Annotated in this window: 26 protein-coding genes and 1 tRNA gene; 12 read left to right on the top strand and 15 right to left on the bottom strand. The window is 61.0% G+C overall.

Annotated elements, in window-relative coordinates; all coding sequences use genetic code 11:
* Positions 1 to 327: 327 nt before the first annotated feature.
* Positions 328 to 1,386, bottom strand: coding sequence for a hypothetical protein (locus GLR48_RS02705; RefSeq protein ID WP_237058443.1), 1,059 nt, complete (start codon positions 1,384 to 1,386; stop codon positions 328 to 330).
* Between the two features lie 862 nt (positions 1,387 to 2,248).
* Between GLR48_RS02705 and GLR48_RS02700 the strand changes: the two genes are divergently transcribed.
* Positions 2,249 to 2,749 (top strand): hypothetical protein, encoded by a 501-nt coding sequence (locus tag GLR48_RS02700; protein WP_237058441.1) that lies wholly within the window; start codon positions 2,249 to 2,251, stop codon positions 2,747 to 2,749.
* Positions 2,750 to 2,808: 59 nt separating this feature from the next.
* Here the strand turns inward: GLR48_RS02700 and GLR48_RS02695 are convergent, their stop codons facing one another.
* Entirely contained in the window at positions 2,809 to 3,177 is a 369-nt protein-coding gene (locus tag GLR48_RS02695; protein ID WP_237058439.1) for a DUF3768 domain-containing protein, read from the bottom strand.
* Between the two features lie 309 nt (positions 3,178 to 3,486).
* Positions 3,487 to 3,562, bottom strand: a tRNA-Lys gene (locus GLR48_RS02690).
* Between the two features lie 98 nt (positions 3,563 to 3,660).
* On the opposite strand from GLR48_RS02690, the gene dapF reads away from it, so the two are divergent.
* From dapF to pheT, 5 genes are all read left to right on the top strand, one after another.
* Positions 3,661 to 4,476, top strand: coding sequence for a diaminopimelate epimerase (dapF, locus tag GLR48_RS02685; protein ID WP_237058437.1), 816 nt, complete (start codon positions 3,661 to 3,663; stop codon positions 4,474 to 4,476).
* Positions 4,469 to 5,746, top strand: a complete 1,278-nt coding sequence (gene mtaB / locus GLR48_RS02680) for a tRNA (N(6)-L-threonylcarbamoyladenosine(37)-C(2))-methylthiotransferase MtaB (RefSeq protein WP_237058435.1) — start codon at positions 4,469 to 4,471, stop codon at positions 5,744 to 5,746. The genes dapF and mtaB overlap by 8 nt, the downstream gene beginning before the upstream one ends.
* A 41-nt stretch (positions 5,747 to 5,787) precedes the next feature.
* Entirely contained in the window at positions 5,788 to 6,981 is a 1,194-nt protein-coding gene (locus GLR48_RS02675) for a glutathionylspermidine synthase family protein (protein WP_237058433.1), read from the top strand.
* Positions 6,982 to 7,032: 51 nt separating this feature from the next.
* Entirely contained in the window at positions 7,033 to 7,626 is a 594-nt protein-coding gene (locus GLR48_RS02670; protein WP_237058431.1) for a DUF1190 domain-containing protein, read from the top strand.
* An 82-nt stretch (positions 7,627 to 7,708) separates the two neighbouring features.
* Positions 7,709 to 10,105, top strand: coding sequence for a phenylalanine--tRNA ligase subunit beta (gene pheT / locus GLR48_RS02665; protein WP_237058429.1), 2,397 nt, complete (start codon positions 7,709 to 7,711; stop codon positions 10,103 to 10,105).
* Positions 10,106 to 10,165: 60 nt separating this feature from the next.
* Here the strand turns inward: pheT and GLR48_RS02660 are convergent, their stop codons facing one another.
* Positions 10,166 to 10,864, bottom strand: coding sequence for a glutathione S-transferase family protein (locus tag GLR48_RS02660; RefSeq protein WP_237058427.1), 699 nt, complete (start codon positions 10,862 to 10,864; stop codon positions 10,166 to 10,168).
* A 130-nt stretch (positions 10,865 to 10,994) separates the two neighbouring features.
* On the opposite strand from GLR48_RS02660, the gene mscL reads away from it, so the two are divergent.
* A complete protein-coding gene (mscL, locus tag GLR48_RS02655) occupies positions 10,995 to 11,423 on the top strand; it encodes a large conductance mechanosensitive channel protein MscL (RefSeq protein WP_237058425.1) in 429 nt (142 codons plus the stop codon).
* A 305-nt stretch (positions 11,424 to 11,728) separates the two neighbouring features.
* Here mscL and GLR48_RS02650 read toward each other — a convergent pair whose 3' ends face one another.
* The 3 genes from GLR48_RS02650 to GLR48_RS02640 are packed head-to-tail and all read right to left on the bottom strand — an operon-like array spanning position 11,729 to position 14,180.
* Entirely contained in the window at positions 11,729 to 13,468 is a 1,740-nt protein-coding gene (locus GLR48_RS02650; protein ID WP_237058423.1) for a sensor histidine kinase, read from the bottom strand.
* Complete coding sequence (locus GLR48_RS02645; RefSeq protein WP_237058421.1) at positions 13,468 to 14,022, bottom strand: RNA polymerase sigma factor; 555 nt, start codon at positions 14,020 to 14,022, stop codon at positions 13,468 to 13,470. Before GLR48_RS02645 ends, GLR48_RS02650 begins: the two co-directional genes overlap by 1 nt.
* Entirely contained in the window at positions 14,019 to 14,180 is a 162-nt protein-coding gene (locus GLR48_RS02640) for a NepR family anti-sigma factor (protein ID WP_237058420.1), read from the bottom strand. The genes GLR48_RS02645 and GLR48_RS02640 overlap by 4 nt, the downstream gene beginning before the upstream one ends.
* 104 nt (positions 14,181 to 14,284) lie before the next feature.
* On the opposite strand from GLR48_RS02640, the gene GLR48_RS02635 reads away from it, so the two are divergent.
* Both GLR48_RS02635 and GLR48_RS02630 read left to right on the top strand, forming a co-directional pair.
* On the top strand, positions 14,285 to 15,100 hold the full coding sequence (locus tag GLR48_RS02635) for a response regulator (RefSeq protein ID WP_237058419.1): 816 nt from the start codon (positions 14,285 to 14,287) through the stop codon (positions 15,098 to 15,100).
* Between the two features lie 154 nt (positions 15,101 to 15,254).
* Positions 15,255 to 15,983 carry a Crp/Fnr family transcriptional regulator gene (locus tag GLR48_RS02630; protein WP_442915739.1) on the top strand — a complete coding sequence of 243 codons (729 nt, stop codon included), beginning with the start codon at positions 15,255 to 15,257 and terminating at the stop codon, positions 15,981 to 15,983.
* A 19-nt stretch (positions 15,984 to 16,002) separates the two neighbouring features.
* On the opposite strand, the gene GLR48_RS02625 is transcribed toward GLR48_RS02630, so the two are convergent.
* Both GLR48_RS02625 and GLR48_RS02620 read right to left on the bottom strand, forming a co-directional pair.
* Complete coding sequence (locus GLR48_RS02625) at positions 16,003 to 17,010, bottom strand: DNA topoisomerase IB (protein WP_237058417.1); 1,008 nt, start codon at positions 17,008 to 17,010, stop codon at positions 16,003 to 16,005.
* Positions 17,011 to 17,226, bottom strand: a complete 216-nt coding sequence (locus GLR48_RS02620) for a DUF2945 domain-containing protein (protein WP_237058416.1) — start codon at positions 17,224 to 17,226, stop codon at positions 17,011 to 17,013.
* A gap of 529 nt (positions 17,227 to 17,755) precedes the next feature.
* Here GLR48_RS02620 and GLR48_RS02615 point away from each other — a divergent pair.
* The gene (locus tag GLR48_RS02615) at positions 17,756 to 18,991 is read left to right on the top strand and encodes a DUF2254 domain-containing protein (protein WP_237058415.1); all 1,236 of its coding nucleotides are present in this window, start codon (positions 17,756 to 17,758) and stop codon (positions 18,989 to 18,991) included.
* A 106-nt stretch (positions 18,992 to 19,097) separates the two neighbouring features.
* On the opposite strand, the gene GLR48_RS02610 is transcribed toward GLR48_RS02615, so the two are convergent.
* Together GLR48_RS02610 and rpsU are read right to left on the bottom strand one after the other, a co-directional pair.
* On the bottom strand, positions 19,098 to 19,874 hold the full coding sequence (locus tag GLR48_RS02610) for an EAL domain-containing protein (RefSeq protein ID WP_237058413.1): 777 nt from the start codon (positions 19,872 to 19,874) through the stop codon (positions 19,098 to 19,100).
* 141 nt (positions 19,875 to 20,015) lie between these two features.
* On the bottom strand, positions 20,016 to 20,222 hold the full coding sequence (gene rpsU, locus GLR48_RS02605) for a 30S ribosomal protein S21 (protein ID WP_072857096.1): 207 nt from the start codon (positions 20,220 to 20,222) through the stop codon (positions 20,016 to 20,018).
* Between the two features lie 105 nt (positions 20,223 to 20,327).
* On the opposite strand from rpsU, the gene GLR48_RS02600 reads away from it, so the two are divergent.
* Together GLR48_RS02600 and GLR48_RS02595 are read left to right on the top strand one after the other, a co-directional pair.
* Positions 20,328 to 21,032 carry a COQ9 family protein gene (locus tag GLR48_RS02600; RefSeq protein ID WP_237058411.1) on the top strand — a complete coding sequence of 235 codons (705 nt, stop codon included), beginning with the start codon at positions 20,328 to 20,330 and terminating at the stop codon, positions 21,030 to 21,032.
* Positions 21,029 to 21,997, top strand: coding sequence for an NAD(P)H-quinone oxidoreductase (locus GLR48_RS02595; protein WP_237058409.1), 969 nt, complete (start codon positions 21,029 to 21,031; stop codon positions 21,995 to 21,997). The genes GLR48_RS02600 and GLR48_RS02595 overlap by 4 nt, the downstream gene beginning before the upstream one ends.
* Positions 21,998 to 22,076: 79 nt before the next feature.
* Here the strand turns inward: GLR48_RS02595 and GLR48_RS02590 are convergent, their stop codons facing one another.
* Genes GLR48_RS02590 through GLR48_RS02575 form a run of 4 tightly spaced genes read right to left on the bottom strand, consistent with a single transcriptional unit; the run spans position 22,077 to position 24,222 of the window.
* A complete protein-coding gene (locus GLR48_RS02590; protein WP_237058407.1) occupies positions 22,077 to 22,700 on the bottom strand; it encodes a trimeric intracellular cation channel family protein in 624 nt (207 codons plus the stop codon).
* 37 nt (positions 22,701 to 22,737) lie between these two features.
* Complete coding sequence (rnhA, locus tag GLR48_RS02585; protein WP_237058405.1) at positions 22,738 to 23,190, bottom strand: ribonuclease HI; 453 nt, start codon at positions 23,188 to 23,190, stop codon at positions 22,738 to 22,740.
* Entirely contained in the window at positions 23,183 to 23,779 is a 597-nt protein-coding gene (locus tag GLR48_RS02580; RefSeq protein WP_237058403.1) for a class I SAM-dependent DNA methyltransferase, read from the bottom strand. Before GLR48_RS02580 ends, rnhA begins: the two co-directional genes overlap by 8 nt.
* On the bottom strand, positions 23,776 to 24,222 hold the full coding sequence (locus GLR48_RS02575) for a DUF3429 domain-containing protein (protein ID WP_237058401.1): 447 nt from the start codon (positions 24,220 to 24,222) through the stop codon (positions 23,776 to 23,778). Before GLR48_RS02575 ends, GLR48_RS02580 begins: the two co-directional genes overlap by 4 nt.
* Between the last annotated feature and the right edge of the window lie 166 nt (positions 24,223 to 24,388).

Here is a 24,388-nt window from a genome sequence, read left to right as displayed (position 1 = left end):
CCGGTAAATAGGCTAAACGGCAAGCAGGAAACGTATAGCAACGCAATTATCGTGCTTCTAGGGCCACAGCGAGGTTTTCGTGTTATGAAATTCATATGTTAGCCTTCATGGTGTTATAAGTAGCTTGTTGGCATAAAGGTGTGCTATAATATAATGACCAACAACGAACTTTCTCTTGTGACGAACCGCATTCGTCACAAGAGAAAATCTGTCCCCAAATACAATCAAGATTTAGAGCTTTACACCTCCCAAAACTTGATTTTTAGTAGCCATAAACTCTGGTAAGTCATAACGCACTTTTGACAATACATTAGGCGATTCTTTTATCTATTCCTCTCGATCCCGTAAGAGCTTTGAGAAAGCCTTTGAAACCCGTGCTGGTGTCGGATCAGGCTTCGCCTGAAAAAGGGTCTCAACTTTAGCCGTTAAAGCATCCGCTCCCGAGGCCTTAACGGAACTTCCCTCTCCGACCGCAAACACAATATCGTCTATCTGTTGCTGCCCGAGCATCCGTGCTGTCCTGAGGGCATCTAAATCGGTATAGTTTTTGGGATGCGATGCTTTCATGCGCCCTCGGCTATCTAGATTATAAGATTTTTCCGAATTTTGCACCGGTGAAAAAGACTTTCCTGTATCTGGGAGCTTAGTCGCATAAAAAAATCTAGTCGATAGCGCGTTTGGATGAGATTTTTTAACTAGCATCAAGGTTACGCCCTTTGAGTGCCCGATCCCTTGGAACTTCTGGTTCAGAGTATTTTGCAGACGCCGAACACCTACTCCTTTAGAGCCTCGCTTCCATAGGAAGCCATGAAGGTGCGCAAGGAACTTGACCTTGCCCAAGTTAGCTACAGCCTGAATTTCCAAGAAAAGTATGGCATCCCAACCCATCTCTTTAAGGGCACCTTCAGTCCGGGCCTGCATTGACGCAATATCCACAGTCTTCGCACCCTTCGGCAGACACCAATCTCGGTCAATAAAAGTAGCAAAGTACATAGAGGCAGATGGATGCTGCCAGTTTTGCTCAAGTTGGCTGTAGACCCCATCGAAGAAGATGTTACGGGCGTACGGGTTGGATGCGACGCAAGAAAATGTTTGGCGTAATCGCGTCTGACGATAGCGATCACCTCCGGTCACTAAGTTAACCACCTCACGTTCAGACTTCGTCAATGCAGACTTACCCTGGTCGCGTCTGTCAACAGCATTAGCGCATTTCTTCATAAAGATATCAATTCGGGATTGTCTCAGTCTTCTAGCTTCCAACTCGTCTAGTAAACGATGTTCGTCTGTGTGATTAACTACCTTCTGTCTCTGTTCACTCGATAGCTTACCTAACTGATCCGGTAGCAATAAACTGTTGGTTGATACGTCTGTATGGGTGTTTGCCATTTTATGTTCACTTATTCAAAGCAAGTAGCTTGTTTGTGGTTATTTAGCTGAAATCTTACAGCTGAGCTATTTTCTTCACCGGCTCGGCATAACCGAGAAGTGGGGAAAGCTTGCGGTTCTTTTTCCTTTATAAGACCGCTTGGGTTCTACGGAGCTTGACCTTAATCAGGATGGCGCACCTCACCGGTGAAGCGGCGGCATGATTTTTCTGCGTAGGACTCCAGATCCCTGATTGGATACCGGATTGCATGTTCGAATTTCACCCAACAGGGGCCAGAACCGTTAGCTCGGCACTTCCTCAACCACTGGACTGACATGTTAAGGTAAGAGGCTGCCTGCTTCTCCGCGAGGAAAGCTGTCTGAACAGCACCCTTTCGGTGATCTGATACAGCTTCGGGCGGATAAGTTTTAGATGACATTTTTCTTCTCCTAGAATGGTTATCGCCGCCTCGCCCCACATCCTTCCGCAACTGAGCCGTGCATCAACACTAGAGGCCTCGTTGCTTCTCATCCGCGGTCGAAGCAACTTGATCTTACCACGGATGACGCCATCACTCCAGAAAATCGCAACTTATACAAAGGGTTATAAGATCTCATCTAAGGTAAGGATCCGATGAATGGCCTTGCATTGGTATCTCTGGTAAAATACTAGATTATTGAAGTCGAAAACGGCATGGAGAATTCACTGATGAGACCGTCCAAGCGAATCAGGCCGGGGCAAAGAGCTAAGATCGTTGTCCGGAAGAGACCGCCCAAACAAAACGCCCACGGGCAGGGACCTAGGATCACTGCGCTGAGGGGGCCGCTCCAACGACACAGGCATGGGCAAGGGCCCGATATTCTTAATCACAGAGGCGAGGTGGTGCGAGAACTTGGAGAGCGTAAGCACGACTTCATCTGGGATTTGGAACAACTTGCGGAAAAAGGGGGCAAGATATTCGACAAACTTCTGAAGCCGCCCGCGTTGGAGCAGCCTCCCTTTTGGAAGCCGGCCAACGTACTAAAAAGGAGCGTTTACCGGATCGGCCAGCAGATAGCGGACCGCCAAGAGGAGGCGTTTTTAGCTGAGTTTGTTCAGAATTATATGTCGGATTGGAAAAACCCGTTAGTCCGGAAATCAGCGCCACATCCTGAGGAGAATCCATTTTTTTGGTGTTATCACCTGTTAGCTGGTGGATGTCCGCACATTTCTCGCGACCAACGTTCAAAGTCCGCTCGTCAGCTAGTCTATGCCTACCGGCACAATATCCCTACGGAACTTGTCATCGGATTTATAATGCAGTGCAAGCATACGGAAGCGTCGCGGGGTCCTGATGATGGCCTGCGCGAAAGTTGGTTTTTAACCGACCATCAGATCACCTGATCATGCAGGCCCGCGTATACGGGCCTGACAGATATGCGATGTGCGTTTCTTCTAGAATGTCAGACCTCGCTATCTAGCATCAACGTCATGAATCGCTTGGTCTGCTCAGGGTTAGTCGGATCAGGCGACAAATCATTAAGGTCATTGTCATAGCAATTGATCTCCCAGTAGATCAGGCGGTTGCTGACTGTGATCTCGCCGCATTCGTGATCGCTGTCGGCTGCGCAACTGTTGTCTCCGTCCGGCCCGCTAAGCCGCTTCATGATGATTTCTACTTCCGCCCGGCCAAGCAAGTGGATGCCCATGGAGATTGTGACGACGCCGCCTTTCGCAGTTTTCCGAAAGCCGTCGTTCAGTGCGCGGTTCTTTTGCATTGGAGACATTGTTGATGTCAGCTTGACATGATCTGAGTATGCGTTGCCCGTCATGGTACGCTCCTTGTTATAAAATTAAGGGGATGTTCTGCGGTCAGGGCAATGCCTTGGAACGCACGACAGAGAGCAACGCTACTACTACTGCGTGCTTTGTCGATAGCGACATATTATCACGAATCTGGTAGATTGTCAAATTTACCGTAATATTTCAATGGCTTGCCTATAATTTAACTAACTTAGGCGATGCATCGGTGGTTAATACTGCTCTACATGGCGTTACGCTTTGGTATGCAGGGTGGTTGCTTGGTGGTTGCCACAAACAAATAAGGGGTTAGCAGTTTTCTGCTAACCCCTTGAATTCTGTGGTGAGCCGGTCGGGATCCGAACCCGAGACCTACTGATTAAAAGTCAGTTGCTCTACCAACTGAGCTACCGGCCCATGCCACGAGGGGCGATTTAGAAGGCGGAGCGGGTGGGGTCAACCCCGAATAGCCGCCTCCTCTGGATAAAGTTTGGCGCGGCCCGTATATGGCCCTCATGAAGGACACACAGACATCAATCCCGTTCATGAAGATGCATGGCCTCGGCAATGACTTTGTCGTCATCGATTCGCGCGGCCATGGCCGCGTCGATGCGGCGCTGGCCATGGCGATGGCGGACCGGCACCGGGGGGTCGGCTATGACCAGCTGGCCGAGATCACCACGCCACCGGGCGCCGCTGCGGACCTGCACCTGACCTTCTGGAACAGTGACGGCAGCCAGTCCGCGGCCTGCGGCAATGCGACCCGCTGCATCGCCGCGTGGGAAATGGCGCGGCGCGGGACGGACGCGCTAACCATCACGACGGACCGTGGCACACTCTTTGCCCGCGACGCCGGTGACGGCATGACCTCGGTGAACATGGGCGCCCCGCTGCTGGACTGGGCCGAGGTGCCGCTGGCAGAGGCGATGGATACGTTGCGCCTGCCGATCGAAGGCGCGCCTGTCGCGACCGGCATGGGCAATCCCCATTGCACCTTCTTCGTTGACGACGTGGCCGCCGTCGATCTTGCGACGCGCGGGGCGGCGATGGAACATCATCCGCTGTTCCCCGAACGCACAAACGTCCAGTTCGTGCAGGTGATCGGACCGGACCAGCTGCGGATGCGCGTGTGGGAAAGGGGGGCGGGCGTGACGCTGGCCTCCGGCTCTTCGTCCTGCGCGGTGGCGGTGGCGGCCGCGCGGCGGGGGCTGACGGGGCGGCGGGTGCGCATCGACCTTGACGGCGGGACGCTGGATGTCGACTGGCGCGATGACGGCGTCTGGATGACCGGACCAGTGGCCTACGTGTTTGACGGTGTCTGGCATGGCTGAGGCGCCGATCTTTTCCAACCACGGCTGTCGGCTGAACGCCTACGAAACCGCGGCGATGACCGAACTGGCCGCGGCGGCGGGTGTTACGAATGCTATCGTCGTCAACACCTGCGCCGTGACGGCAGAGGCCGTGCGCAAGGCGCGGCAGGACATCCGCAAGCTGCGCCGCGCCCATCCGGATGCGCGCCTGATCGTGACCGGCTGTGCGGCCCAGACCGAACCCGCGACATTTTCTGCCATGGCAGAGGTCGACATGGTCATCGGCAACACGGAGAAGATGCAGCCCGCAACATGGGCCGCAATGGCGCCGGACTTTACCGGCACGACAGAGCCGGTGCAGGTCGACGACATCATGTCCGTGACCGAGACGGCAGGCCATCTGATCGATGGCTTCGGCACGCGCAGCCGCGCCTATGTGCAAGTGCAGAACGGCTGCGACCACCGCTGCACCTTTTGCATCATCCCCTTCGGGCGTGGCAATTCACGGTCGGTGCCCGCGGGCGTCGTCGTTGACCAGATCAAGCGGCTGGTCGACCGAGGCTTTCAGGAGATCGTGCTGACCGGCGTGGATCTGACGTCATGGGGCGCCGATCTGCCTGCCACGCCGCGTCTGGGCGACCTGGTGTTGCGCATCCTCAAGCTCGTGCCGGATCTGCCGCGGTTGCGCATTTCATCGATCGACAGCATCGAGGTGGACGACGCGCTGATGCAGTGCATCGCGACCGAACCGCGTCTGATGCCGCACCTGCACCTGAGCCTGCAGCATGGCGACGACCTGATCCTGAAACGGATGAAGCGCCGTCATTCCCGCGACGACGCGATCCGCTTTGTCGAAGAGACGCGCAGGCTGCGCCCGGACATGACCTTCGGTGCCGACATCATCGCAGGATTTCCGACCGAGACCGAGGCGGCCTTTGCCAATTCGCTGGCGCTCGTGGCCGATTGCCATCTGACCTGGCTGCACGTTTTCCCCTATTCGCCGCGCCCCGGCACCCCGGCCGCGCGGATGCCGCAGGTGCGCGGGCCGCAGATCAAGGACCGGGCCGCGCGTCTGCGGGCCGCGGGCGACGCCGCCGTGCAGGCACATCTGGCAGCACAGGTCGGCCAGCGCCATGACATCCTGATGGAATCGCCCCGCATGGGCCGCACCGCGCAGTTCGCCGAGGTCCATCTCGACAGCGACCAGCCCGAGGGGCGTATCGTCTCTGCCCGGATCATCGGGCACCAGGGCGCGGCGCTTCTGGGCCAGGGCGACGCTGCGGCCGCCTGACCCGCCCATCTGCCTTCCCTTCATCCTCAAAGGCCTGATCCATGAAAAGAATCCCCCTCGGCGCGCGCCTCGATATGGCCGAAAAGGCCGAGGCCGCGGGCTTCAGCTTTCACACGATGTACGGCGAACCCTACTGGGACGAGGAGACGGCCTATGCCTTCACCCTGCGCCAGATCGAGGACGACATCGAGGACCCCTCCACCGCCCTGCACGCCATGTGCCGCGAAGCGGTAGCCGAAATCGTCAAGTCGGAAGAGCTGATGCAGCGGCTGGCGATCCCGCGTGAGCATTGGGATCTGGTGGCCGAATCCTGGCAAAGTGGTGCGCCGGAGCTCTATGGACGGTTCGACCTGATCTACGACGGACAAGGTCCGGCGAAGATGATCGAATACAATGCCGACACGCCCACGGCCCTATTCGAGAGCGCCTCTTTCCAGTGGGACTGGCTGGAGGACATGATCCGTAACGGCGCCCTGCCGGAAGGCACAGACCAGTTCAACGGCATCTACGAGGCCCTGACCGCGCGCTTTGCCCAGATCAGTCCGGCGGGCACCCATATCCATTTCACCGCCTTCGCAGACTCGCCCGAGGATTACGCCACGGTCGAGATGATGGCCTATGCGGCGCGGGCCGCCGACATGGGCGCACATTTCGTGAACCTGCCAGAGATCGGCGTGACCGACACCGGCCAGTTCGCCGATGCCGAGGGCCGCGTGATCGGCACCCTGTTCAAGCTTTATCCATGGGAAGACCTGCTGCGCGACGATTTCGCGACCCATCTGGCGGGGGCGCAATGCCGATACCTCGAACCCGCGTGGAAGGCCGTCGTGTCGAACAAGGGCCTCCTGCCGGTTCTGTGGCAGATGTTCGAAGGGCATCCGAACCTGCTGCCCAGCTTCTTTGCCGACGACCTGGATGCCGGGTCGGACGCCGTGACGCGGGCGGAGGATGCGCTGGCGCGCGGGGTCGTGCGAAAGCCAGTGTTCAGCCGCGAAGGTGCCAGCATCAGTATCCGGCAAGGCGACGCGGTGATCGAGGATGCGACCGTGCGCGACTACGACGCGCACCCGATGATCGCGCAGGCCTATCACGAGATGCCGGTCTTCGACGGCTTTCGTCCCGTCATCGGCACGTGGATCGTCGGCGAGACCTGCGTCGGCATGGGCCTGCGGGAAGACCGGTCCCGGATCACGCAGGATCTGAGCCGGTTCAAGCCGCATTACATTCTCGACTGATGCACCCTATCTAACGCCATGAACCCGCCCGCCTGCCAAGGAGACGCCACCGTGACCGCATCCCGCCCCCTGAAACGCACCCGCATCATGCCCGCAATCCTGCTGGGGGCCACTGCGTTTGCGTTGGCCGGCTGCAAGGACGACGCGGTCGAGGCGAACGCCTTTCCCGACAAGGCATCCTGTGAGGCCGCGGCGAATGCCGGGACGGTCGCATTCACCGTCCAGGACTGCGACGCCGCCTATCAGGATGCGCTGGTCGAATACGAACGGTCCGCCCCGCGCTACGACGATCAGGCGCTGTGCGAGGAACAGCACGGCGGCGCCTGCGTCGTGGACGAGAGAGCGGCTGGTGGCGGCGGGTCGATCTTCATGCCGCTGATGGCGGGCTACCTGATGGGCAGCATGCTGGGCGGCAACCGCGCGATGACGCAGCCGCTGTACCGCGATGCCGGGGGCAAGTTCGCGACGGCGGGGGGCGGCACGGTGCTGAACGGCAATCGCGGCAGCGCCCGGATGCAGCCATCCAGCTTTCGCGCAGCCCCTGCAGCGGCGGCACCCATGTCACGCGCCACGGTCAGCAAGACCGGCGGATTCGGGTCGTCGCGGACCAGCAGTTTCGGCAGCAGCCGCAGCTTTGGCGGCTGAGGCGGCCCGCAGACCAGTGCTTTCACCCGCGGAAGCGATGCGCTAAGAACGCGCAACTTCTGATCTGGCGAAAGTGCGCGCGATGAAATTCACCCTGTCATGGCTGAAAACCCACCTTGAGACGGATGCCTCGGTTGCAGAGATCGCCGAGACGCTGACCGATCTGGGGCTGGAGGTGGAGGGGATCGAGAACCCCGCCGAAAAGCTGCGCCCCTTCACCATCGGTTATGTCGAAACCGCCGAGAAGCATCCCGACGCGGACAAGCTGCGCGTCTGTCAGGTGCGGACCGGCAACGGGCTGGAACAGATCATCTGCGGCGCGCCCAACGCGCGGGCGGGCATCACCGTGGTCGTCGCCCATCCGGGCGTATATGTCCCCGGCATCGACACGACCATCGGCGTGGGCAAGATCCGTGGCATCGAAAGCCACGGCATGATGGCCTCGGAACGCGAGCTGGAATTGTCCGAGGAACACGACGGTATCATCGAACTGCCCGAGGGCGAGGTTGGCAGCAGCTTTGCCGATTGGCTGGCGGTGCACGCGCCTGCGCGCGTCGATCCGGTGATCGAGATCGCGATCACGCCGAACCGGGCCGACGCGCTGGGCGTGCGCGGCGTGGCGCGGGATCTGGCGGCGCGGGGACTCGGAACACTGAAGCCGCTGGAGACGCCGCAGATCGACGGCACCTTCACTTCCGATCTGGGCGTGTCGATTGATGACGACACGCGCGACGGATGCCCTGTGTTCTGCGGGCGTCTGATCCGTGGCGTCAGCAACGGACCCAGCCCGGACTGGCTGCAGGCGCGGCTGCGGGCGATCGGGCTACGGCCGATCTCGTTCCTCGTCGATGTGACGAACTTCTTCACCTACGATCTGAACCGGCCACTGCACGTCTTCGATGCCGACAAGGTGCAGGGCAATCTGCGCGTCCACCGCGCAACGGGCGGCGAACAGATCGTGGCGTTGGATGACAAGATTTATACCCTGTCGCCCGGCCAGATCGCGATTTCCGATGACGCCGGCGTGCAAAGCATTGCAGGCGTCATGGGCGGCGATGCCACGGGATGCACACCCGAGACGGTCAACGTCTTCGTCGAAAGTGCCTACTGGGACCCGGTGCAGATCGCCTACACCGGCCGCGCGCTGAAGATCAATTCCGACGCCCGCTACCGGTTCGAACGCGGGATCGACCCCGCCTTCACGCCCGACGGGCTGGACCATGCGGTCGCGCTGATCCAGTCGGTCGTGGGCGGCGAGGCGTCAGAGGTCGTGCAGGCCGGCGCCGTGCCGGATACCGACCGCGCCTACAAGCTGGACACGGACCGCGTCATCAGCCTTGTGGGCATGGACATTCCCGCCGCGACCCAGCGCGCGACGCTGGCGGCGCTGGGCTTCGTGCTGAAGGGTGACATGGCCCATGTGCCAAGCTGGCGCGGCGACGTGCAGGGCGAGGCCGATCTGGTGGAAGAGGTCGCGCGGATCGCGTCGCTGACCAAACTGGTCGGCGTGCCGATGCCGCGCACGCAGCCGGGCGTGCCAAAGCCGGTGCTGACACCCGCGCAGGTGCGGCTGACGGTGGCGCGGCGTGCAGCTGCGGCGCTGGGCTACAACGAATGCGTGACCTACAGCTTCCTCGACGAAGCCGCGGCCGGGTTGTTCGGCGGCGGCACCGATGCCACGCGGCTTGAAAACCCGATCTCGACCGAGATGTCGCATCTGCGCCCATCCTTGCTGCCGGGGCTGTTACAGGCCGCGGCGCGCAATCAGGCGCGCGGGTTCGGTGACATCGCGCTGTTCGAGGCGGGTGATGTGTTTAGCGGTGGCGAACCGGGTGATCAGCAGCCCTGCGTTGCGGGCGTGATGATCGGGCGCACCGGACCCAAGGACGTGCATGGCGCGTCGCGCGCCGTCGATGTCTTCGACGCGAAGGCGGATGCCGAAGCGTTGCTGGCTGCGATGGGCGCACCGGCCAAGGTGCAGATCCTGCGTGGGGATGACGGCTGGTGGCACCCCGGGCGGCACGGTCTGATCTGTTTGGGGCCCAAAAAGGTGCTGGGCATCTTCGGCGAGTTGCACCCGCGTGTGCTGCGCGCGCTGAATGTGAAGGGGACCGCGGTCGCCTTTACCCTGTTCCCGGCAGAGATCCCGCTGCCGCGCAACAAGACGAACACGCGTGCGGCCCTTGTGGCCACGGACTTGCAGGCCGTCGAGCGCGATTTCGCTTTCGTCGTCGATGCACAGGTCGAGGCGCTGACACTGGTCAATGCCGCCGCCGGTGCCGACAAGGCGCTGATCGCCGAAGTGAGGGTATTCGATTCCTTCACCGGCGGGTCGCTGGGCGAGGGGAAGAAGTCACTCGCGATCACCGTACGGCTACAGCCCGTGGATGCGACATTGACCGAGGCGCAGATCGAAGGGATCGGCAAGCAGATCGTGGCTAAGGTCGAAAAGGCCACGGGCGGCACGCTGCGCGGCTAGCCGCGTCCGGGTCTGCCTGTGCAGACCCGGATGCCTGTCCGTTCAGGTTAATGCGGAGTCTCAGGCCTTGGGGTCGGGGATGGATTTGGCTTTCTGGACGGCGGGTCGGGCGAAGAAACGGTCGACGTAGTCCGGCACATGCGTCAGGTCGGTGTAGCCGGTGACCTCTTTCGCGCCATAGAAATCGAGCGCATTCAGCCAAGGGGCCAAGGCGATATCCGCGATGGAGAAGTCGCCGGCGATCCACTCTTGCCCTGCGAGTGCGGCTTCGACGGCGCCGAGCAGGCGCTTCGCCTCTGTGATGTAGCGCTGTTGGGGGCGGGGATCGTCGATATCCTTGCCCGCGAATTTGTAGAAATAGCCAAGTTGGCCGAACATCGGGCCGACACCCCCCATCTGAAACATGACCCACTGGATGATCCGCGCCTTGTCGGCGGCGGTCCGGCCCAGAAGCTTGCCGGACTTTTCAGCCAGATAGATCAGGATCGCGCCGGATTCGAATAGGCCGATGGGGCCGTCCGGCCCGTTCGGATCAATGATGGCCGGGATCTTGCCGTTCGGGTTGAGGGAGGTGAAAGCGTCGGATTTCACGTCGGCATCTTTGAGGGTCACGAGATGCGGCTCGTAGGCGAACCCCATCTCTTCAAGGGCGATGGAAACCTTCACGCCGTTGGGCGTGGGATAGGAGTACAGCTGAATCACCGTCGGATCGGCGGCCGGCCAGCGTGATGTGATGGGGAAAGCTGAAAGGTCGGTCATTGCATGGTCCACATTTTGGGGCGCGTGGCGCGTTGAAACGGCTTCTTTTTTTCTACAAAGGCGATAAAGGTGGCGCGCATTGCAGGAAAGCGGCAAACCGTCGCAGTCTGAATCACAGGGGGACAAAAGCGTGCTGAACGAATTTAAGGATTTCATTGCCAAGGGCAATGTCATGGATCTTGCCGTAGGTATCATCATCGGCGCGGCCTTTACGGCCATCGTGACGTCTTTGGTGGGTGATCTGATCAACCCGATCATTGGCCTGATCCTTGGCGGGGTCGATTTCAGCAACATGTACGTCGTACTGTCTGGCACCGTACCGGATAATGCCGGTCTGCAGATTGCGCGGGATGCCGGTGCAGCCGTGTTTGCCTACGGTGCTTTCATCACGGCCTGCATCAATTTCCTCATCATCGCCTTCGTGGTGTTCATGCTGGTCAAGGCCGTCAACAGCATCAAATCACAGGCAGAGCGGCCGGATGATATCGCGCCTGATGTCCACACCGGTCCATCCGAACTGGACGTCCTGATCGAAATCCGGGATCAGCTGCGCAAATAGAAAGACTGAAAGGCCCGCCTTTTGGCGGGCCTTTTATCTTTGGTTCCGGTCGTCCCGTTGGCGTCGGTCGTTGGTCCGCACGGACTGCCGCGTTCCCCCGCTAAAGGGATCCCCCTTGCGTGTGAGGAGGAAGATCATAAGCGCCGCCAGGCCGATCGCGGCCATGCTGGCAAGAAATACATCGAAGGTCATGGTCAGTTCCATCCTAGCTTGTAACCAAACGAGCCTTGGATGGATTCGGTTCCCGGGTTTGACGTCTTGCGACCACTAACCTCGTGCTGTGGCTGATTTGCAGCGGTGCAGCGTCAATAGTCGAGGGGGTCCGGAATGTCCGTCGTGATCGGGAAAGCGACCGTGACCGTGTGCCCGTCGGCGGTTTCAGCCGTTTCGACTTTGCCACCCAACTGGACGGAAAACGCTCGGATCAACTGATGGCCGACACCCTTCCCTTTGTGATCCTGAGACAGAACGGCCGATGTGCTGCACTGGAATTGCGCCATTCCCGGCGCAACAATCAACAGGCTGAACCGCATAAAGCGTTGGGCCCCATCCGTCCGAGGTGCCGCGCCCAGTTGCTGGGTCACATTTGTTCCGACTTCACCGACCAGAAGAGCGAGGGGCACGGCCTGATCCGGCAGCAGGTGGAAATTATCGACCTTCAGATCATGTTCGATGTCATTGCCGATTTCCGAAAGCTGGGCAAAAAGCGTGCCGCAGATATCGGCCATCAAAGGCCGCGCCTCGGTGCGGGCCAGATCCTTGGATTGATAGATGTAGCGATGCACCGTCGCGAGGCCAAGGACACGGTCCTGCAGCCGTTTCAGGGCATGACGGCTTTCGTCCGATTGGGCCGTCCGGATCTGCATGTTCATGATCGACGAGATCATTTGCAGATTGTTTTTGACCCGGTGATGGACTTCTTTCAGCAACACGTTCTTTTCACGCAGGCTGTTTTCCATCCGGGCTTCATCGTCGATCAGATCGTAGGCCATGTTGACGAAGGTCTGTTCCAGGTCGAAAAGCTCTTGCGGCAGCATTTCGGTGTTCTTGGCTTTCGGCAGCGCCCGGTCAGCGGCAAAGCGGCGCATCCGGCTGCGCAGATCCTGGACCGGGCTGACCACCAGACGGTGGACGGCGAAATACGCGACCAGAAGGCTTGCCAGCCACATCAGCGCGGGCAGAAAGAACGACGGCAGCGTGATCGCGGTGCTCGCGAGGAAGCCTTCGGTCGGGGCCCACCCGGTCATGGCGTAGGCAAGGCCGGGCACCAGCGTCAGCATGACGAAGACACGCCGCTGGCCATCCGCGTTGCGCCCGACAAAGGTCGACGGGTCGGCGCCCAGCCGCAGCAAAGCCTCTTGCGACAGGTCGACGACCGGATTGACCGGCGCTTCGCCCTGCGACGCTATGATCTGGCCGTTGCGGTCAAAGATGACAAGGGACAGCGGCGGCGCGGAATTGTCGAGGTCGGGCATACCGGTCAATGTGTCGGTCGGCAAAGCCAGCACGATTTGACCGGCGACCGTCCCGTCCCGCACGATGGGTTGCAACAGAATGACACTGTTGCTTTCACCCGGTTCGGCACCCAGCCGTGTATTCAGGACCGTGTCCGCGCTGCTGGCCACCGCGCGTGCGCGGTCATCGGTGCCGATCGAAAACGGTGCACTTTCCGACGAGCAGGCGATCATGCCCGATGTCTGAAGAACACCGGCAAAGCTGATGCTGGGGTCCGAATCCCGGAAAGCCCGAAAAGCGGCGCTGCACGCTTCAGGGTCATCGGACGTCAGCCCCACGGTTGTCGCTTGGCTGCGTGCGGCACCGATTGCCCGTTGCAGGGTCTGCCGCTCGCCTGAAATCGCAAGCTCTGTCAGGGCCACCAATGACAGCGCCGTCCGGGCGCGCAGCGTCTCGTCCAGATTCTGGGTCTGCCAGATCGCGAGCAGACCGATCGGCAGCAAGGCCAGCGACAGAAATGCCACGACCCGAAACGGCAGGCTTTGCAACAACGGCCAGCGGTCGTCTTTTCCGTCCGGCGCGGACGACATCAAAATGCCGAATTGCCGTTGTTGGCGACCACGGCGATTGTGACCTTGTCCGTCAGTTCGACGGGGCCATCGGCGTCAAGGTGCATCAATTCCGCGAGCCGCTTGCGACCACGGTTTGCCCGGCTCTTGATCGTTCCGACAGCGACGTTACACATCGCGGCGGCCTCTTCATAGGAAAAGCCGGACGCCCCGACAAGGATCAGGGTTTCCCGCTGTTCGTCTGGCAGCTTGGCAAAGGCGTGACGAAAGTCGGTCATCTGCAAATGGCCGTCATGGGCGGGCTTTTCGGCCATATTCTCTGTAAAGATCCCATCAACATCGGCCACTTCCCGCTTGGCCTTGCGGCGGCTGGAATAGAACGTATTGCGCAAAATCGTGAACAACCAGGCGCGCATGTTCGTGCCGGGTTCAAATTTTTCGATGTTGGTCCAGGCCTTCACGACCGTATCCTGCACCATGTCATCGGCCGTTGACCCGTTCCGGGTCAGCGAAATGGCAAAGGCACGCAGGGCCGGCAGGTGATTGACAAGTTCGTCGCGCGGATCGGCGGTCATGCTTTTCCATCCTGACCGGCCGAGTCCTGTTCCTTGAGCTTGGCCAAAAGTTCCTTCAGACGGTCCGGCAAATCGGCCTGCTCCTGCTCACGGAAGACACGCTTAAGATTGGCGTCGATCTGATGACGCGCCTTTTCGCTCGGGGTATCGTTGGACATTTGCCCGCCTGCCATTATCTAAATTCTACACTCGGCCTAGAGGAACCCAAACGCGGCGATACGCGTTCGGTTCCCGCGATAGGGAAAGACAGGAAAAAAAGACTATGTCAAACGGCACTGCACAGCAGGATATTACCACCGCAATCGGAACCTATCTGCCCTATCTGCGCCGTTACGCGCGGGCATTGACGGGCACGCAGTCGAGTGGTGACGCCTATGCCGCCGCCACACTCGAAGCGATTCTGGAAGACCGCAGCATTTTTGACACACAGATTTCGCCGAAATCCGCGCTGTTCAAGACGCTGCACATGATGTGGATCAGCACCGATACCTCCGATCCGGGCGAGTTGCCGTTGGGCATCGAGGGGGCCGCACAGCGTCACCTCGCAAAGCTGACCGCCAACACGCGCGAGGCGCTTCTGCTGCACACCATCGAGGAATTCAGCCACGCGGAAATCGCCGACATCATGTCGATCGACGAATCCGAAGTCGTGCATCTGATCGATGTCGCACACCGTGAAATGGCGGACAGCGTTTCTGGCCGGATCCTGATCATCGAGGATGAAGCGATCATCGCGATGGATCTGGAATCGCTGGTGTCCGACATGGGTCACAAGGTGACGGGCATCGCGCGCACCCACGCCGGTGCGATTACGCTGGGACAATCCGAACGCCCCGATCTGATTCTCGCCGATATCCAGCTGGCCGATAATTCGTCGGGTATCGATGCCGTCAACGAATTACTGGGGGAATTCGGCGACATGCCGGTGATCTTCATCACCGCCTTCCCAGAGCGTCTGCTGACCGGTGACAAACCGGAACCGGCGTTCCTGATCGCCAAACCCTATACCGAGGATCAGGTGCGCTCTGCCGTGGCGCAGGCCATGTTCTTCTCGTCGACTGAGACACTGAACGTCTGATCTGACGGGCGCGATCCTGATGTCAGGATCGCGCCCGCGCTGATGAAACGGCGTGTTTGCAACGCGCCCGCCGGGCGCGGCGGAACCAGTCCGCACTCTTTTGCATTGAGTATGAGACAGCCGGGTCAAAGGGCTGTCATTGTCGGGAAGCATCATGGCGACGAAGTGTAGTCAGTGTCCGCTCCGCCGACATTCCCTGTTCAAACCGATGAATGAACAGGACGTGCTGGCGATGCAGCGGTTCAAAGTTGGTGAGTTGACGATCGAGGCTGGCACCCCCGTTCTGATCGAAGGTTCGAATTCGCCACAGCTGTTTACCGCGTTGCGCGGGATGGGGCTGCGATACAAGACGACGATGGACGGTGGCCGCCAAGTCGTGAACTTTGTCTTTCCGGGTGATTTCATCGGGTTGCAGGCGGGTGTCATGGGCGAAATGGCCCATTCCGTCGAAGCCTCGTCCAAGATGACCCTCTGCGTCTTCAACCGGTCGGAATTGTGGAATTTCTTCAAATCGCACCCAGAGCGTGGCTTTGACATCACCTGGCTTGCAGCGGTCGAAGAGCACTTTCTGGGCGAAGCCCTGACCTCGATCGGTCAGCGTTCCGCGTTCGAGGCCCTGTCGTGGGCCTTGTTGCGGACTTTCGTGCGCGCCGAAGCGATCGGGCTGGTTCAGAACCGCCGCATGAACCTGCCGTATCGTCAGCAGGATCTGGCGGACGCGCTTGGGCTGTCACTGGTGCATACCAACAAGACGCTTTCGAAGTTGCGCGATCAGCAATTGGCCGACTGGTCGGATGGGCATCTGACGATCAACGACAAGGTCAAACTTGCCGAGATCGCAAGGGTCGAACTGGATCTCGTTCCCCGCCGACCCTTGATGTGACGGCGGGACTTCGGCCGTTTCACATGCTGCGCAGGAAGGCGATCAGATCTGCCTCGCCCTGACGCAACCCCGCAGGGCTTTGCGCTGTCGACAGATTTTGCAGCCTTTCGGTCACGGCCTCCCTGTCCGTCTCGGCCAAGGCAATGACGGCCGGATGGACATAGCTGTTTCTGGCCACAGTCGGCGTATTGTGCAGCACCTCGGCTGCCGCCTCTGCCATGGCCTTGATCGTCAGGGTGTCGCCAGACTGCGCCACACCAAAAGCGGCAAGCGTCCCATTCCAAGTCCGGATCGTCTTGGCGGTGATGTCCGGCCCGCACAGGGTGTGAAGCGTCTCGTTTATCTGCTCTGACCGGACGGCATGGGCCTGTCCAGCGTCATCCATCCAGGTGATGATCTCTGCCCCTGGCAGGTCCTGACAGGCTTCCAGCACGGCCGCGAGGCGCGGGGCGTAGAAATCCTTCTCGATCTCGGCACCTCCCTTGCCGATATAGGCCAACCGCACGCGGCCGTCGGTGAAATCACCGTGCGCATTCAGCATCGTCGTGGCGCCGTAACTGCCGTTTTCCTCGGTATAGACACTGTGACCGACCCGTAACGACGCGCGGTCGATCAAGGCAAGCGTCGCCGCGACGGCCGTATCCCGGTCGCCGATGGGGCCGCGCAGCCGACTGCCGATCCACCGGCGAAGCTGCGGCAGACTCTCGGCAAAGGCCGCCAGTTTCTCGAATTTCAGCTGTGCGTGATGCTCGGTCCAGTCTGCGTGATAGCGATACTGCTTGCGCTCTCGATCATCGAGGCCCGTCGCCTGCAGGTGGCCGCGCAACAAGGGCGAGATCCAGACATCCTCGAAGGCCGGTGGGACGGCGATGGCGGCGATCCGGTCACGCTCTGCGGTGTCGTCGATCCGGGTGCCGTCGGCTGCCGTATAGCTGAAGCCACGGCCTGCCCTGCGCCGTCTGATCCCCGGCTCGCTGTCAGGATAGTAAACAAGGTCCGCAGCCTTGGCGATGTCAGAGCATGCCATTCAGGCGGCCTCGATCTCGGTCACGGATTTCAGCACCTCGTCGCCGTCGTCCTGGCGAATGCGGAATGCTGGCGCGTCCTCGCTGGCGTCACGCGTGACCTCTGTCCCCTTGATGGTCAGGGTTGTCTTGCGCGTGTAGCGCTTGACTATTTCGCCTTTCGCGGACCCGCTGCCCCAGCTCCACTTCACGCTGTCGCCTTCGTTGAAATTGCTCATCGCTGTTTCCCCAAATCGTGTTGGACCATAACTGTCCTGACGACGACCGGTTCCAGCGATGCCGCCTACGACCGTTCAACATTTGGTAGGGTGGGAGGGGGGCGACTGGCCGATCCAAGTGCCGAGGGAACAACACCGATCAGCCAGTCACACAAGACACGGGGACATGTGTCTTTCTGTCCTACCAACCCGCATGTCGCGGATCGGTTCCCATGCGGCACCGTGAAAAGAATGCGCCTGAGGTCGGAATGGTCGTGCCATCACGCTTTCGCAGGTGGACAATGGAACACGGATCGGCCGAATGTGGTGCAGGATTGCGACCGGCGCCGGACATCGCGGCACCGGACACAAACCACGAGGCAGTATGTTACGGATAGCTGTGGGGATCGGACTGTGCTGCGGCTCATTGCTTTCGTAGGCGCCAGACGGACGGGCTCTGGCCTGCACCACAGGCTTGATGTGATCACCACCTGCGGGGCCGATCCGGTCTGCCAGCATGCCCTTCCACTGTTCAGAGGGTGTGACTGAGATGGCGCTTTTCGGGTCACGCGCCCTGCTGCGCAAGCTCATCGAGGAAACGCGGTCCAGCTATTGGTTCTGGCCGTCGACGCTTGTCATCGGCGGCCTGCTGCTGGGGCGCGGGGCCATCGCGATTGATCTGCATCCGGATGTCCTGCCCTTCGATCTGCCGGACCGGTTGACGGCGATTGATCCCAGCAGTGCTAGCAATACCCTTTCGACGCTGGCCACTGCCGTGATTGGCGTCGCGGGGGTCATGTTCTCGATGACGCTCGTTGCGGTGTCATTTGCCGCCGACACCTTTGGCCCGCGCCTGATCGGCAATTTCATGCGCGACCGTGGCACCCAGATCAGTTTCGGTCTGCTGCTTGGCACGTTTGTCTTCAATGTCATCGTCCTGCGCGCGGTGCAGGACGGTGATGCGCCGTTCGTGCCTTACGTGGGGCTTGCCACGGCGATGGGACTGACGCTGATGTCGGTCTTTACGATCATCTATTACATCCACCACGTCCCCGAGACGATCAACGTGTCCAACATCGCGTCCAACCTTGGCCACACGTTCAGCGCCAGTATCCGTGGCCTGATCGACGACCGGTCCGGCCACGAGAGTGAAACCGTAAATGTCGCCGAGGAGGCAGAGAGCCATGACATCGCGCTGACGACGACCGGGTATATCCAGCAACTGGACAAGAAGACGCTTGTCGACTGCGCGCGCGACAATGACTGGGTGATTGCCGTTCGCGCGGGTCCCGGCGACTTCGTGACACCGCATCAGACCGTCATGGTGGTGACGGCGCGGGATGCGTTGACCGACAAGCAGATCAAGACCCTGCAAGATGCCTTTGCGACCGGAAACGCGCGGACAGAGGCCCAATCGACGACGTTCATCGCCGATGAATTGGTCGAAATGATCGCCCGCGCCCTGTCGCCGGGATTCAACGACCCGTTCACCGCAATGAACTGTCTGAACTGGCTGCATGCGGGACTGTTGGAGGCGCTCTTGTACGACGGTGGCCTGTCACCACACGAAACGCAGCGCGTCCGCTTTCAGCATCTGGATTTCGCGGGGCTGTTTCAGTCCAGTTTCGTTGCCGCTGCACCCTATACGGTGACCGACAAGATGTGTCGTGAACGCCATCTGGCCCTGACCAAGGACCTTCTTGACCGCGCAACCGGCGCGCGGCGCGACGCAATTGCCGACCTGCTGCCGACGCTGTCCGCAACAAGCCCGGAGCGTGCTCTGTAATCCTCTCCCGGGCCGATTGTCTTTGACTTGCGCGAGTGGATCACAGCCTGATGTTTGGCGGAGTGGAGCCGTTCATGTTAGGTGACTATCCAGGAATGGCCGTCCCTCAGGCCGCGACGGGCAGTGGTACGAGGGCGGTTTCGCATAGACGTTCGATCAACGGTTCGCGCAGATAGAAGCCCTGTACGTGCGTGACCCCGAGGCCGCGGAGCGTGTCGAATTCGCGCTGCGTCTCGACCCCCTCCGCGATGATCTTGACGCCAAGGTCATCACACAGGCCGATGATGGAGCGGACCATTCTTTGCTGTTCCTCATGGCCGTCGATCGTTCGGATCAAGGTCTTGTCCAGCTTGATCATGTCCGTCTGTACGTCACACAAGGCCCCCAGACCCGAAAACCCGGTCCCGAAATTGTCGATTGCGGTCAGAAAGCCGTGTCTGCGGTAACCGGCCATGACGGCCCGCAAGTGCTGCGGATCGCGCAGATAATGCTTTTCGTTGAATTCGAAAATCAGTTTTGCGGGATCGAATTTGTAGTGGTCCGCGGCCATCAGGGTCGCGCGAATGCAGGTGTCCGGATCCATGACGACGTCGGGCATGCAATTCACGCTTAGCCGCGAGGTCAGGCCAAGGGCGGACGCCATCGCAATGGCCTTGACGCGACATCTGCGGTCAAAGCTGTAGCGTGTCTTGCAGTTAACGTGGCGCATGACGTCGGCAGCAGGGCCACCAGCTGCACTGCGGACCAGCGCCTCATGGGCGAAGATCTTACCGCTTGCCGTGTCGAAGATCGGCTGAAACGCCATGGTAAAGCCGCCGTCGTAGGCTTGCCGGGGCGCAAAACTGCAGCCGCTGTCAGGTACGATCCGAGGAGGGTAAGTCATGACGCTTCCTTTCGAGCCAACACTCAGATACTCGCCGACAAAACTTTCCGATCGGTAAAACACGCCACCAATTTGAGATAAAAAAAACCCCCGTCTGTTGCCAGCCGGGGGTTCAACCGTGTCAATCGACGTTGATCTGTCTTACAACAGACCTTCGCGCTGGGCCTTCTTGCGCGCCAGCTTGCGCTGACGGCGGATGGCTTCGGCTTTCTCGCGCGCCTTGCGGACGGAGGGCTTCTCGAAATGCTGCTTGAGCTTCATTTCGCGGAACACGCCTTCACGCTGAAGTTTCTTCTTCAGAGCACGCAACGCCTGATCGACGTTGTTATCACGAACACTAACCTGCATGTGGTTTTCACCACCTCTCTAAGTTGGATTTGCAATAATTCGCAGGAAGTGGGCACATAGCAGCGCCGCACTAGTTTGTCCAGTGACCTGAACGAAGGACCTATCATGCCGATGACAGCCCCCGATCCTGCCAAGCTGCAACTGCTGGAGGCCGCCCTGCCGAACGTCGCATTCGACGGCTGGTCGCCCGCCACCTTCAAGGCGGCCATCGATGCGACCCAGATGGACCCCGCACAGGCGCGCGCGCTGTGCCCGCGCGGTGCCGTCGATCTGGCCGCCCTGTTTCACACCGAAGGTGACCGCGCCATGGTTGACGCCATGAAACGGGAATCGCGTGGCAACAGGCGCTACAGCGAATGGGTGGCCCATGCGTTGCGCGTCCGTCTTGACGTGATCGAGGACAAGGAAGCGGTGCGGCGTGGCACGGCCCTGTTTGCCCTGCCACATCTGGCTGCCGACGGTGCAAAGCTGATCTGGGGGACGGCGGATGCGATCTGGACGGCGCTGGGCGACACCTCTGACGATGTGAACTGGTATACGAAACGCGCGACGCTGTCGGGTGTCTGGGCCTCGGTCGTGCTGTTCTGGCTGGGCGACCAGTCCGAGGGACATGCCGAGACCGACGCCTTCATCGACCGGCGGATTGCAGAGGTGATGCAGATCGAAAAGCTGAAGGCACAGGTCAACGAGAGCCGGTTGCTGAAACCGCTGACGGCGCCACTCGGGCGGTTGATGGGGATGGTCAAGGCGCCGCGGGCCGGCGGTGACCCGCGTGTGCCCGGCATGTGGCGCATGGGAGGTGACCGATGAAGGCTGTCGAGATCACGACGCCGGGTGGCCCGGACGTCCTCAAGCTGTGCGAACGCCCCATGCCCGAGGCGGGGCCGGACCAGGTCGTCATCAAGGTCGCTTACGCCGGGGTGAACCGACCCGACGCGCTGCAGCGGGCGGGGAATTATGCGCCGCCGAAGTCTGCATCCGACCTCCCGGGGCTGGAATGTGCCGGGACCGTGCATGCGGTGGGCGCCAATGTCGCGTCGCTGAAGGTGGGTGATGCCGTCTGCGCGCTTTTGCCCGGCGGCGGTTACGCGGAATACGTCGCGACCCCCGCGGCGCATTGTCTGCCGGTGCCGGAGGGCATGGACATGAAGCATGCCGCCTGCCTGCCGGAAACCTATTTCACGGTCTGGTCCAACGTGTTCATGCGCGGCGGTCTGCAGGCCGGAGAGCGTTTTCTGGTCCACGGCGGATCGAGCGGGATCGGCACGACGGCGATTCAGCTGGCGCATGTGCTGGGTGCGCGCGTGTTCACCACGGCGAGTTCCGCCGACAAGCTGGCAGCGTGCCGTGACCTGGGGGCGGAGATCGCCATCAACTACAAGGACGATGACTTCGTTGCGGTGGTGAAGGCCGAGGGTGGCGCGGACCTGATCCTCGACATGGTGGGTGGCAGCTATATCCAGCGCAACATCAACGCCCTGGCCGACGACGGCCGCCTTGTGCAGATCGCGTTCCTGCAGGGCATGAAGGCCGAGCTGAACATGGTCCAGATGATGACCCGACGTCTGACGCTGACCGGCAGCACCCTGCGGCCGCAGAGCGATCTGGCGAAGGCGCGGATCGCGGACCAGCTGCGCGACCACGTCTGGCCGCTGCTGGCGGCGGGGCGGGTCGGGCCGGTGATGGATCAGGAATTCGCGCTTGCCGATGCCAGTGGTGCCCACGCCCGGATGGAAGCGGGGAATCATATCGGCAAGATTGTCCTGAAGGTCTGACGGGGCGCGGGGACGGCGGACGGCGCGCGTGACGCGGCTGCGCCGCCCACGACGCCCCGCCCACCGTCCCCGGCGATGATCACTGTCGGGGCGGGAAGCTCTTGTAGACCGGCAGGCGCCAGTGCCAGAGGATGCTGCCGGCCCGCAGGGCACATGTCGCCGCGGCACAGCCCAGAAGCGCCAGGGGTAGAGCACCCGTGACAGCCAGAAGGACTACCGCCACCGTGCTGCCGCAAAGGGCGCAGGTGACGTAGAGCTCTCCCTGTTTGAGAACGAGGGGGACTTCGTTACAGACCACATCCCGCATCAGGCCACCGAAGCATCCGGTCGTGATGCCCATGATCACGACGATGGAGGAGGACATGTCCATCGCGACGGCGGCACCGACGCCGGAGGGGACGGCGACGCTGAGTGCCAGCGCGTCGAGCCAGACGATGCCGCGATACCGGCTTTCCAGCAGGTGTGCTGTGAAGAAGACGATGACGGCGGCGGTCGCCGCCACGCCGATATAGACCGGGTTGGCGACCCAGAAGACCGTGTCCCGGTTCAGGATCACGTCGCGCAGGGTGCCGCCGCCGACGGCCGTGATGGACGCGATGAAGATAAAGCCGATCAAATCCAGTTGGGCGCGGCTTGCCACCAACGCGCCGGTCAGGGCGAAGACGAAGACACTGGCGTAATCGAGGGCGGTGAGGAGGGGCATTGGCAAAAGCCTCCGGCTGGCGACGTGGAACGCAGGGTTACGGCTTGAACGGGGCCATTCCGGCGCGGGCAAGCTCGTCGGCCCGCTCGTTTTCCGCGTGGCCAGCATGTCCCTTGACCCATTTCCAGGTCACGTCATGGGATTGCGTCGCGGCGTCAAGGCGCTTCCACAGATCCTCGTTCTTGACGGGCTTGTTGGCAGCGGTCTTCCAGCCGCGCTTTTTCCAGCCGTGGATCCAGCTGGTGATCCCGTCCTTCACGTAGACGCTGTCCGTCACGATGGTGATCCGGCTGGGTTTCGTCAGACTTTCGAGCGCCGAGATCGCGGCGAGAAGTTCCATCTGGTTGTTCGTGGTCAGCTTGGCCCCGCCGTTCAGGTCCCGCTGCCGGACGATGGCATCACCCTCGCGGGCGATCATCACGCAGCCCCAGCCGCCGGGGCCGGGATTTCCCGAACAGGCACCATCGGTATAGGCGAAAAGGTCAGGCATGGGGGTCTTTCCGGGCTTGGATCACGATGAAGGGGTCATCGGTGCCGGCAAGGCCCTTGTCCACCCCCGTTCGCACGTCAACCGGGGTCAGGCCGCCATCGCAGAGCAGGCCGCGCAGCTCTGCCTCGGTGACGTAGGTATAGAGCCTGTCGATCGGGTCGCGCCGCGTGCCGGTGCCGGTTTTCATGGCGATATGAAACAGGCCCCCGGGACGCAGGGCGTCGGCGATTGCGCCGATGTGGCGCGGCAGATCGGTGCGCGGGGCGTGCAGCAGACTGAAGCTGGCCCAGACGCCATCGTAGATGGCAGTGCCCGCGACGTCATCGAAACCCGCGACGCGGGCCGGGACACCGCGCGCCCGGGCCAGCGCGACCATCGCCTGTGAGGCGTCGATCGCGTCGACATGCAGGCCCGCAGTCATCATATGGGCTGCAGCGCTGCCGGGACCGCATCCTAGATCCAACACCGCGCCACCCGGCGGCAGGGCGGCGATGAAGGCCAGAAGCGACGGGCGCGGTGTGTCAGTCTCCAGCGCGGCATAGGCGTTTGCACGCGCGTCGTAGACGGCGATCGTCCGGGGATCTGTCACGAAAAGGCCAGCGGGAGGAGCGACGCCACGACGATGGCACTCAACAGCAGGCGGAGCGACATCCACCAGGCGGGTGTCACGCCGCGCTGCCAGAAATGCAGGTCCAGCAGCAGCAATCCCAGGTAACCGATGACAAGGTTCATGGCGGCCGACGTCGGGCCGCCGCCGACCATGAAGAAAGCCCAGAGGGCCGGGATCACCGAGAGGGCATAGCCGCTCCACCCGTCGTCGCGGGTGGCAAACCCCCAAAGGACGCCGGCCATGAACGACAGGATCACCGTGCCGTAGGACAGTTGCACGAAGGGCGCGGTGAACCGACCTCCCAGCGTCAGCAGGGCCCAATTGCCCAGAGACGGGATCATCAGGGTCGCCAGTCCCCAGAGAAATGGCAGCAGGCCTGCAAGACCCAGAAGCAATGGCGCGCGGGGGATGGATTTGAACATGAACAGTCCTTGAAGAATACGCCATCAATCTGACAGATCGTTTGAAGCAGTGCCACCTTTGGCAGCGCGGTGGTCACGGTGAAGATCGCGGCGATGATCCGACAAGGGGCAGCAGCAGTGTCCCGTGGCTGATCCGTCCATCAAAGGAGGAGGCGCGAATGGATCA

Origin of the sequence: Loktanella sp. M215, from assembly GCF_021735925.1 — a bacterium.
Lineage (GTDB): Bacteria > Pseudomonadota > Alphaproteobacteria > Rhodobacterales > Rhodobacteraceae > Loktanella.
Note: the sequence above shows the minus strand (reverse complement) of the source record. Positions and strands in the feature narration are given on the sequence as shown.

Coding starts and splice junctions, on each gene's coding strand:
- pheT (WP_237058429.1), top strand. CDS start 7,709: ATGAAATTCACCCTGTCATGGCTGAAAACCCACCTTGAGACGGATGCC.
- GLR48_RS02640 (WP_237058420.1), bottom strand. CDS start 14,180: ATGTCCAACGATACCCCGAGCGAAAAGGCGCGTCATCAGATCGACGCC.
- GLR48_RS02650 (WP_237058423.1), bottom strand. CDS start 13,468: ATGTCGTCCGCGCCGGACGGAAAAGACGACCGCTGGCCGTTGTTGCAA.
- GLR48_RS02595 (WP_237058409.1), top strand. CDS start 21,029: ATGAAGGCTGTCGAGATCACGACGCCGGGTGGCCCGGACGTCCTCAAG.
- GLR48_RS02705 (WP_237058443.1), bottom strand. CDS start 1,386: ATGGCAAACACCCATACAGACGTATCAACCAACAGTTTATTGCTACCG.
- GLR48_RS02610 (WP_237058413.1), bottom strand. CDS start 19,874: ATGACTTACCCTCCTCGGATCGTACCTGACAGCGGCTGCAGTTTTGCG.
- GLR48_RS02630 (WP_442915739.1), top strand. CDS start 15,255: ATGGCGACGAAGTGTAGTCAGTGTCCGCTCCGCCGACATTCCCTGTTC.
- GLR48_RS02645 (WP_237058421.1), bottom strand. CDS start 14,022: ATGACCGCCGATCCGCGCGACGAACTTGTCAATCACCTGCCGGCCCTG.
- GLR48_RS02635 (WP_237058419.1), top strand. CDS start 14,285: ATGTCAAACGGCACTGCACAGCAGGATATTACCACCGCAATCGGAACC.
- GLR48_RS02600 (WP_237058411.1), top strand. CDS start 20,328: ATGCCGATGACAGCCCCCGATCCTGCCAAGCTGCAACTGCTGGAGGCC.
- GLR48_RS02660 (WP_237058427.1), bottom strand. CDS start 10,864: ATGACCGACCTTTCAGCTTTCCCCATCACATCACGCTGGCCGGCCGCC.
- GLR48_RS02620 (WP_237058416.1), bottom strand. CDS start 17,226: ATGAGCAATTTCAACGAAGGCGACAGCGTGAAGTGGAGCTGGGGCAGC.
- mtaB (WP_237058435.1), top strand. CDS start 4,469: ATGGCTGAGGCGCCGATCTTTTCCAACCACGGCTGTCGGCTGAACGCC.
- GLR48_RS02590 (WP_237058407.1), bottom strand. CDS start 22,700: ATGCCCCTCCTCACCGCCCTCGATTACGCCAGTGTCTTCGTCTTCGCC.
- GLR48_RS02625 (WP_237058417.1), bottom strand. CDS start 17,010: ATGGCATGCTCTGACATCGCCAAGGCTGCGGACCTTGTTTACTATCCT.
- GLR48_RS02615 (WP_237058415.1), top strand. CDS start 17,756: ATGGCGCTTTTCGGGTCACGCGCCCTGCTGCGCAAGCTCATCGAGGAA.
- GLR48_RS02675 (WP_237058433.1), top strand. CDS start 5,788: ATGAAAAGAATCCCCCTCGGCGCGCGCCTCGATATGGCCGAAAAGGCC.
- dapF (WP_237058437.1), top strand. CDS start 3,661: ATGAAGGACACACAGACATCAATCCCGTTCATGAAGATGCATGGCCTC.
- rpsU (WP_072857096.1), bottom strand. CDS start 20,222: ATGCAGGTTAGTGTTCGTGATAACAACGTCGATCAGGCGTTGCGTGCT.
- rnhA (WP_237058405.1), bottom strand. CDS start 23,190: ATGCCTGACCTTTTCGCCTATACCGATGGTGCCTGTTCGGGAAATCCC.
- GLR48_RS02695 (WP_237058439.1), bottom strand. CDS start 3,177: ATGACGGGCAACGCATACTCAGATCATGTCAAGCTGACATCAACAATG.
- GLR48_RS02575 (WP_237058401.1), bottom strand. CDS start 24,222: ATGTTCAAATCCATCCCCCGCGCGCCATTGCTTCTGGGTCTTGCAGGC.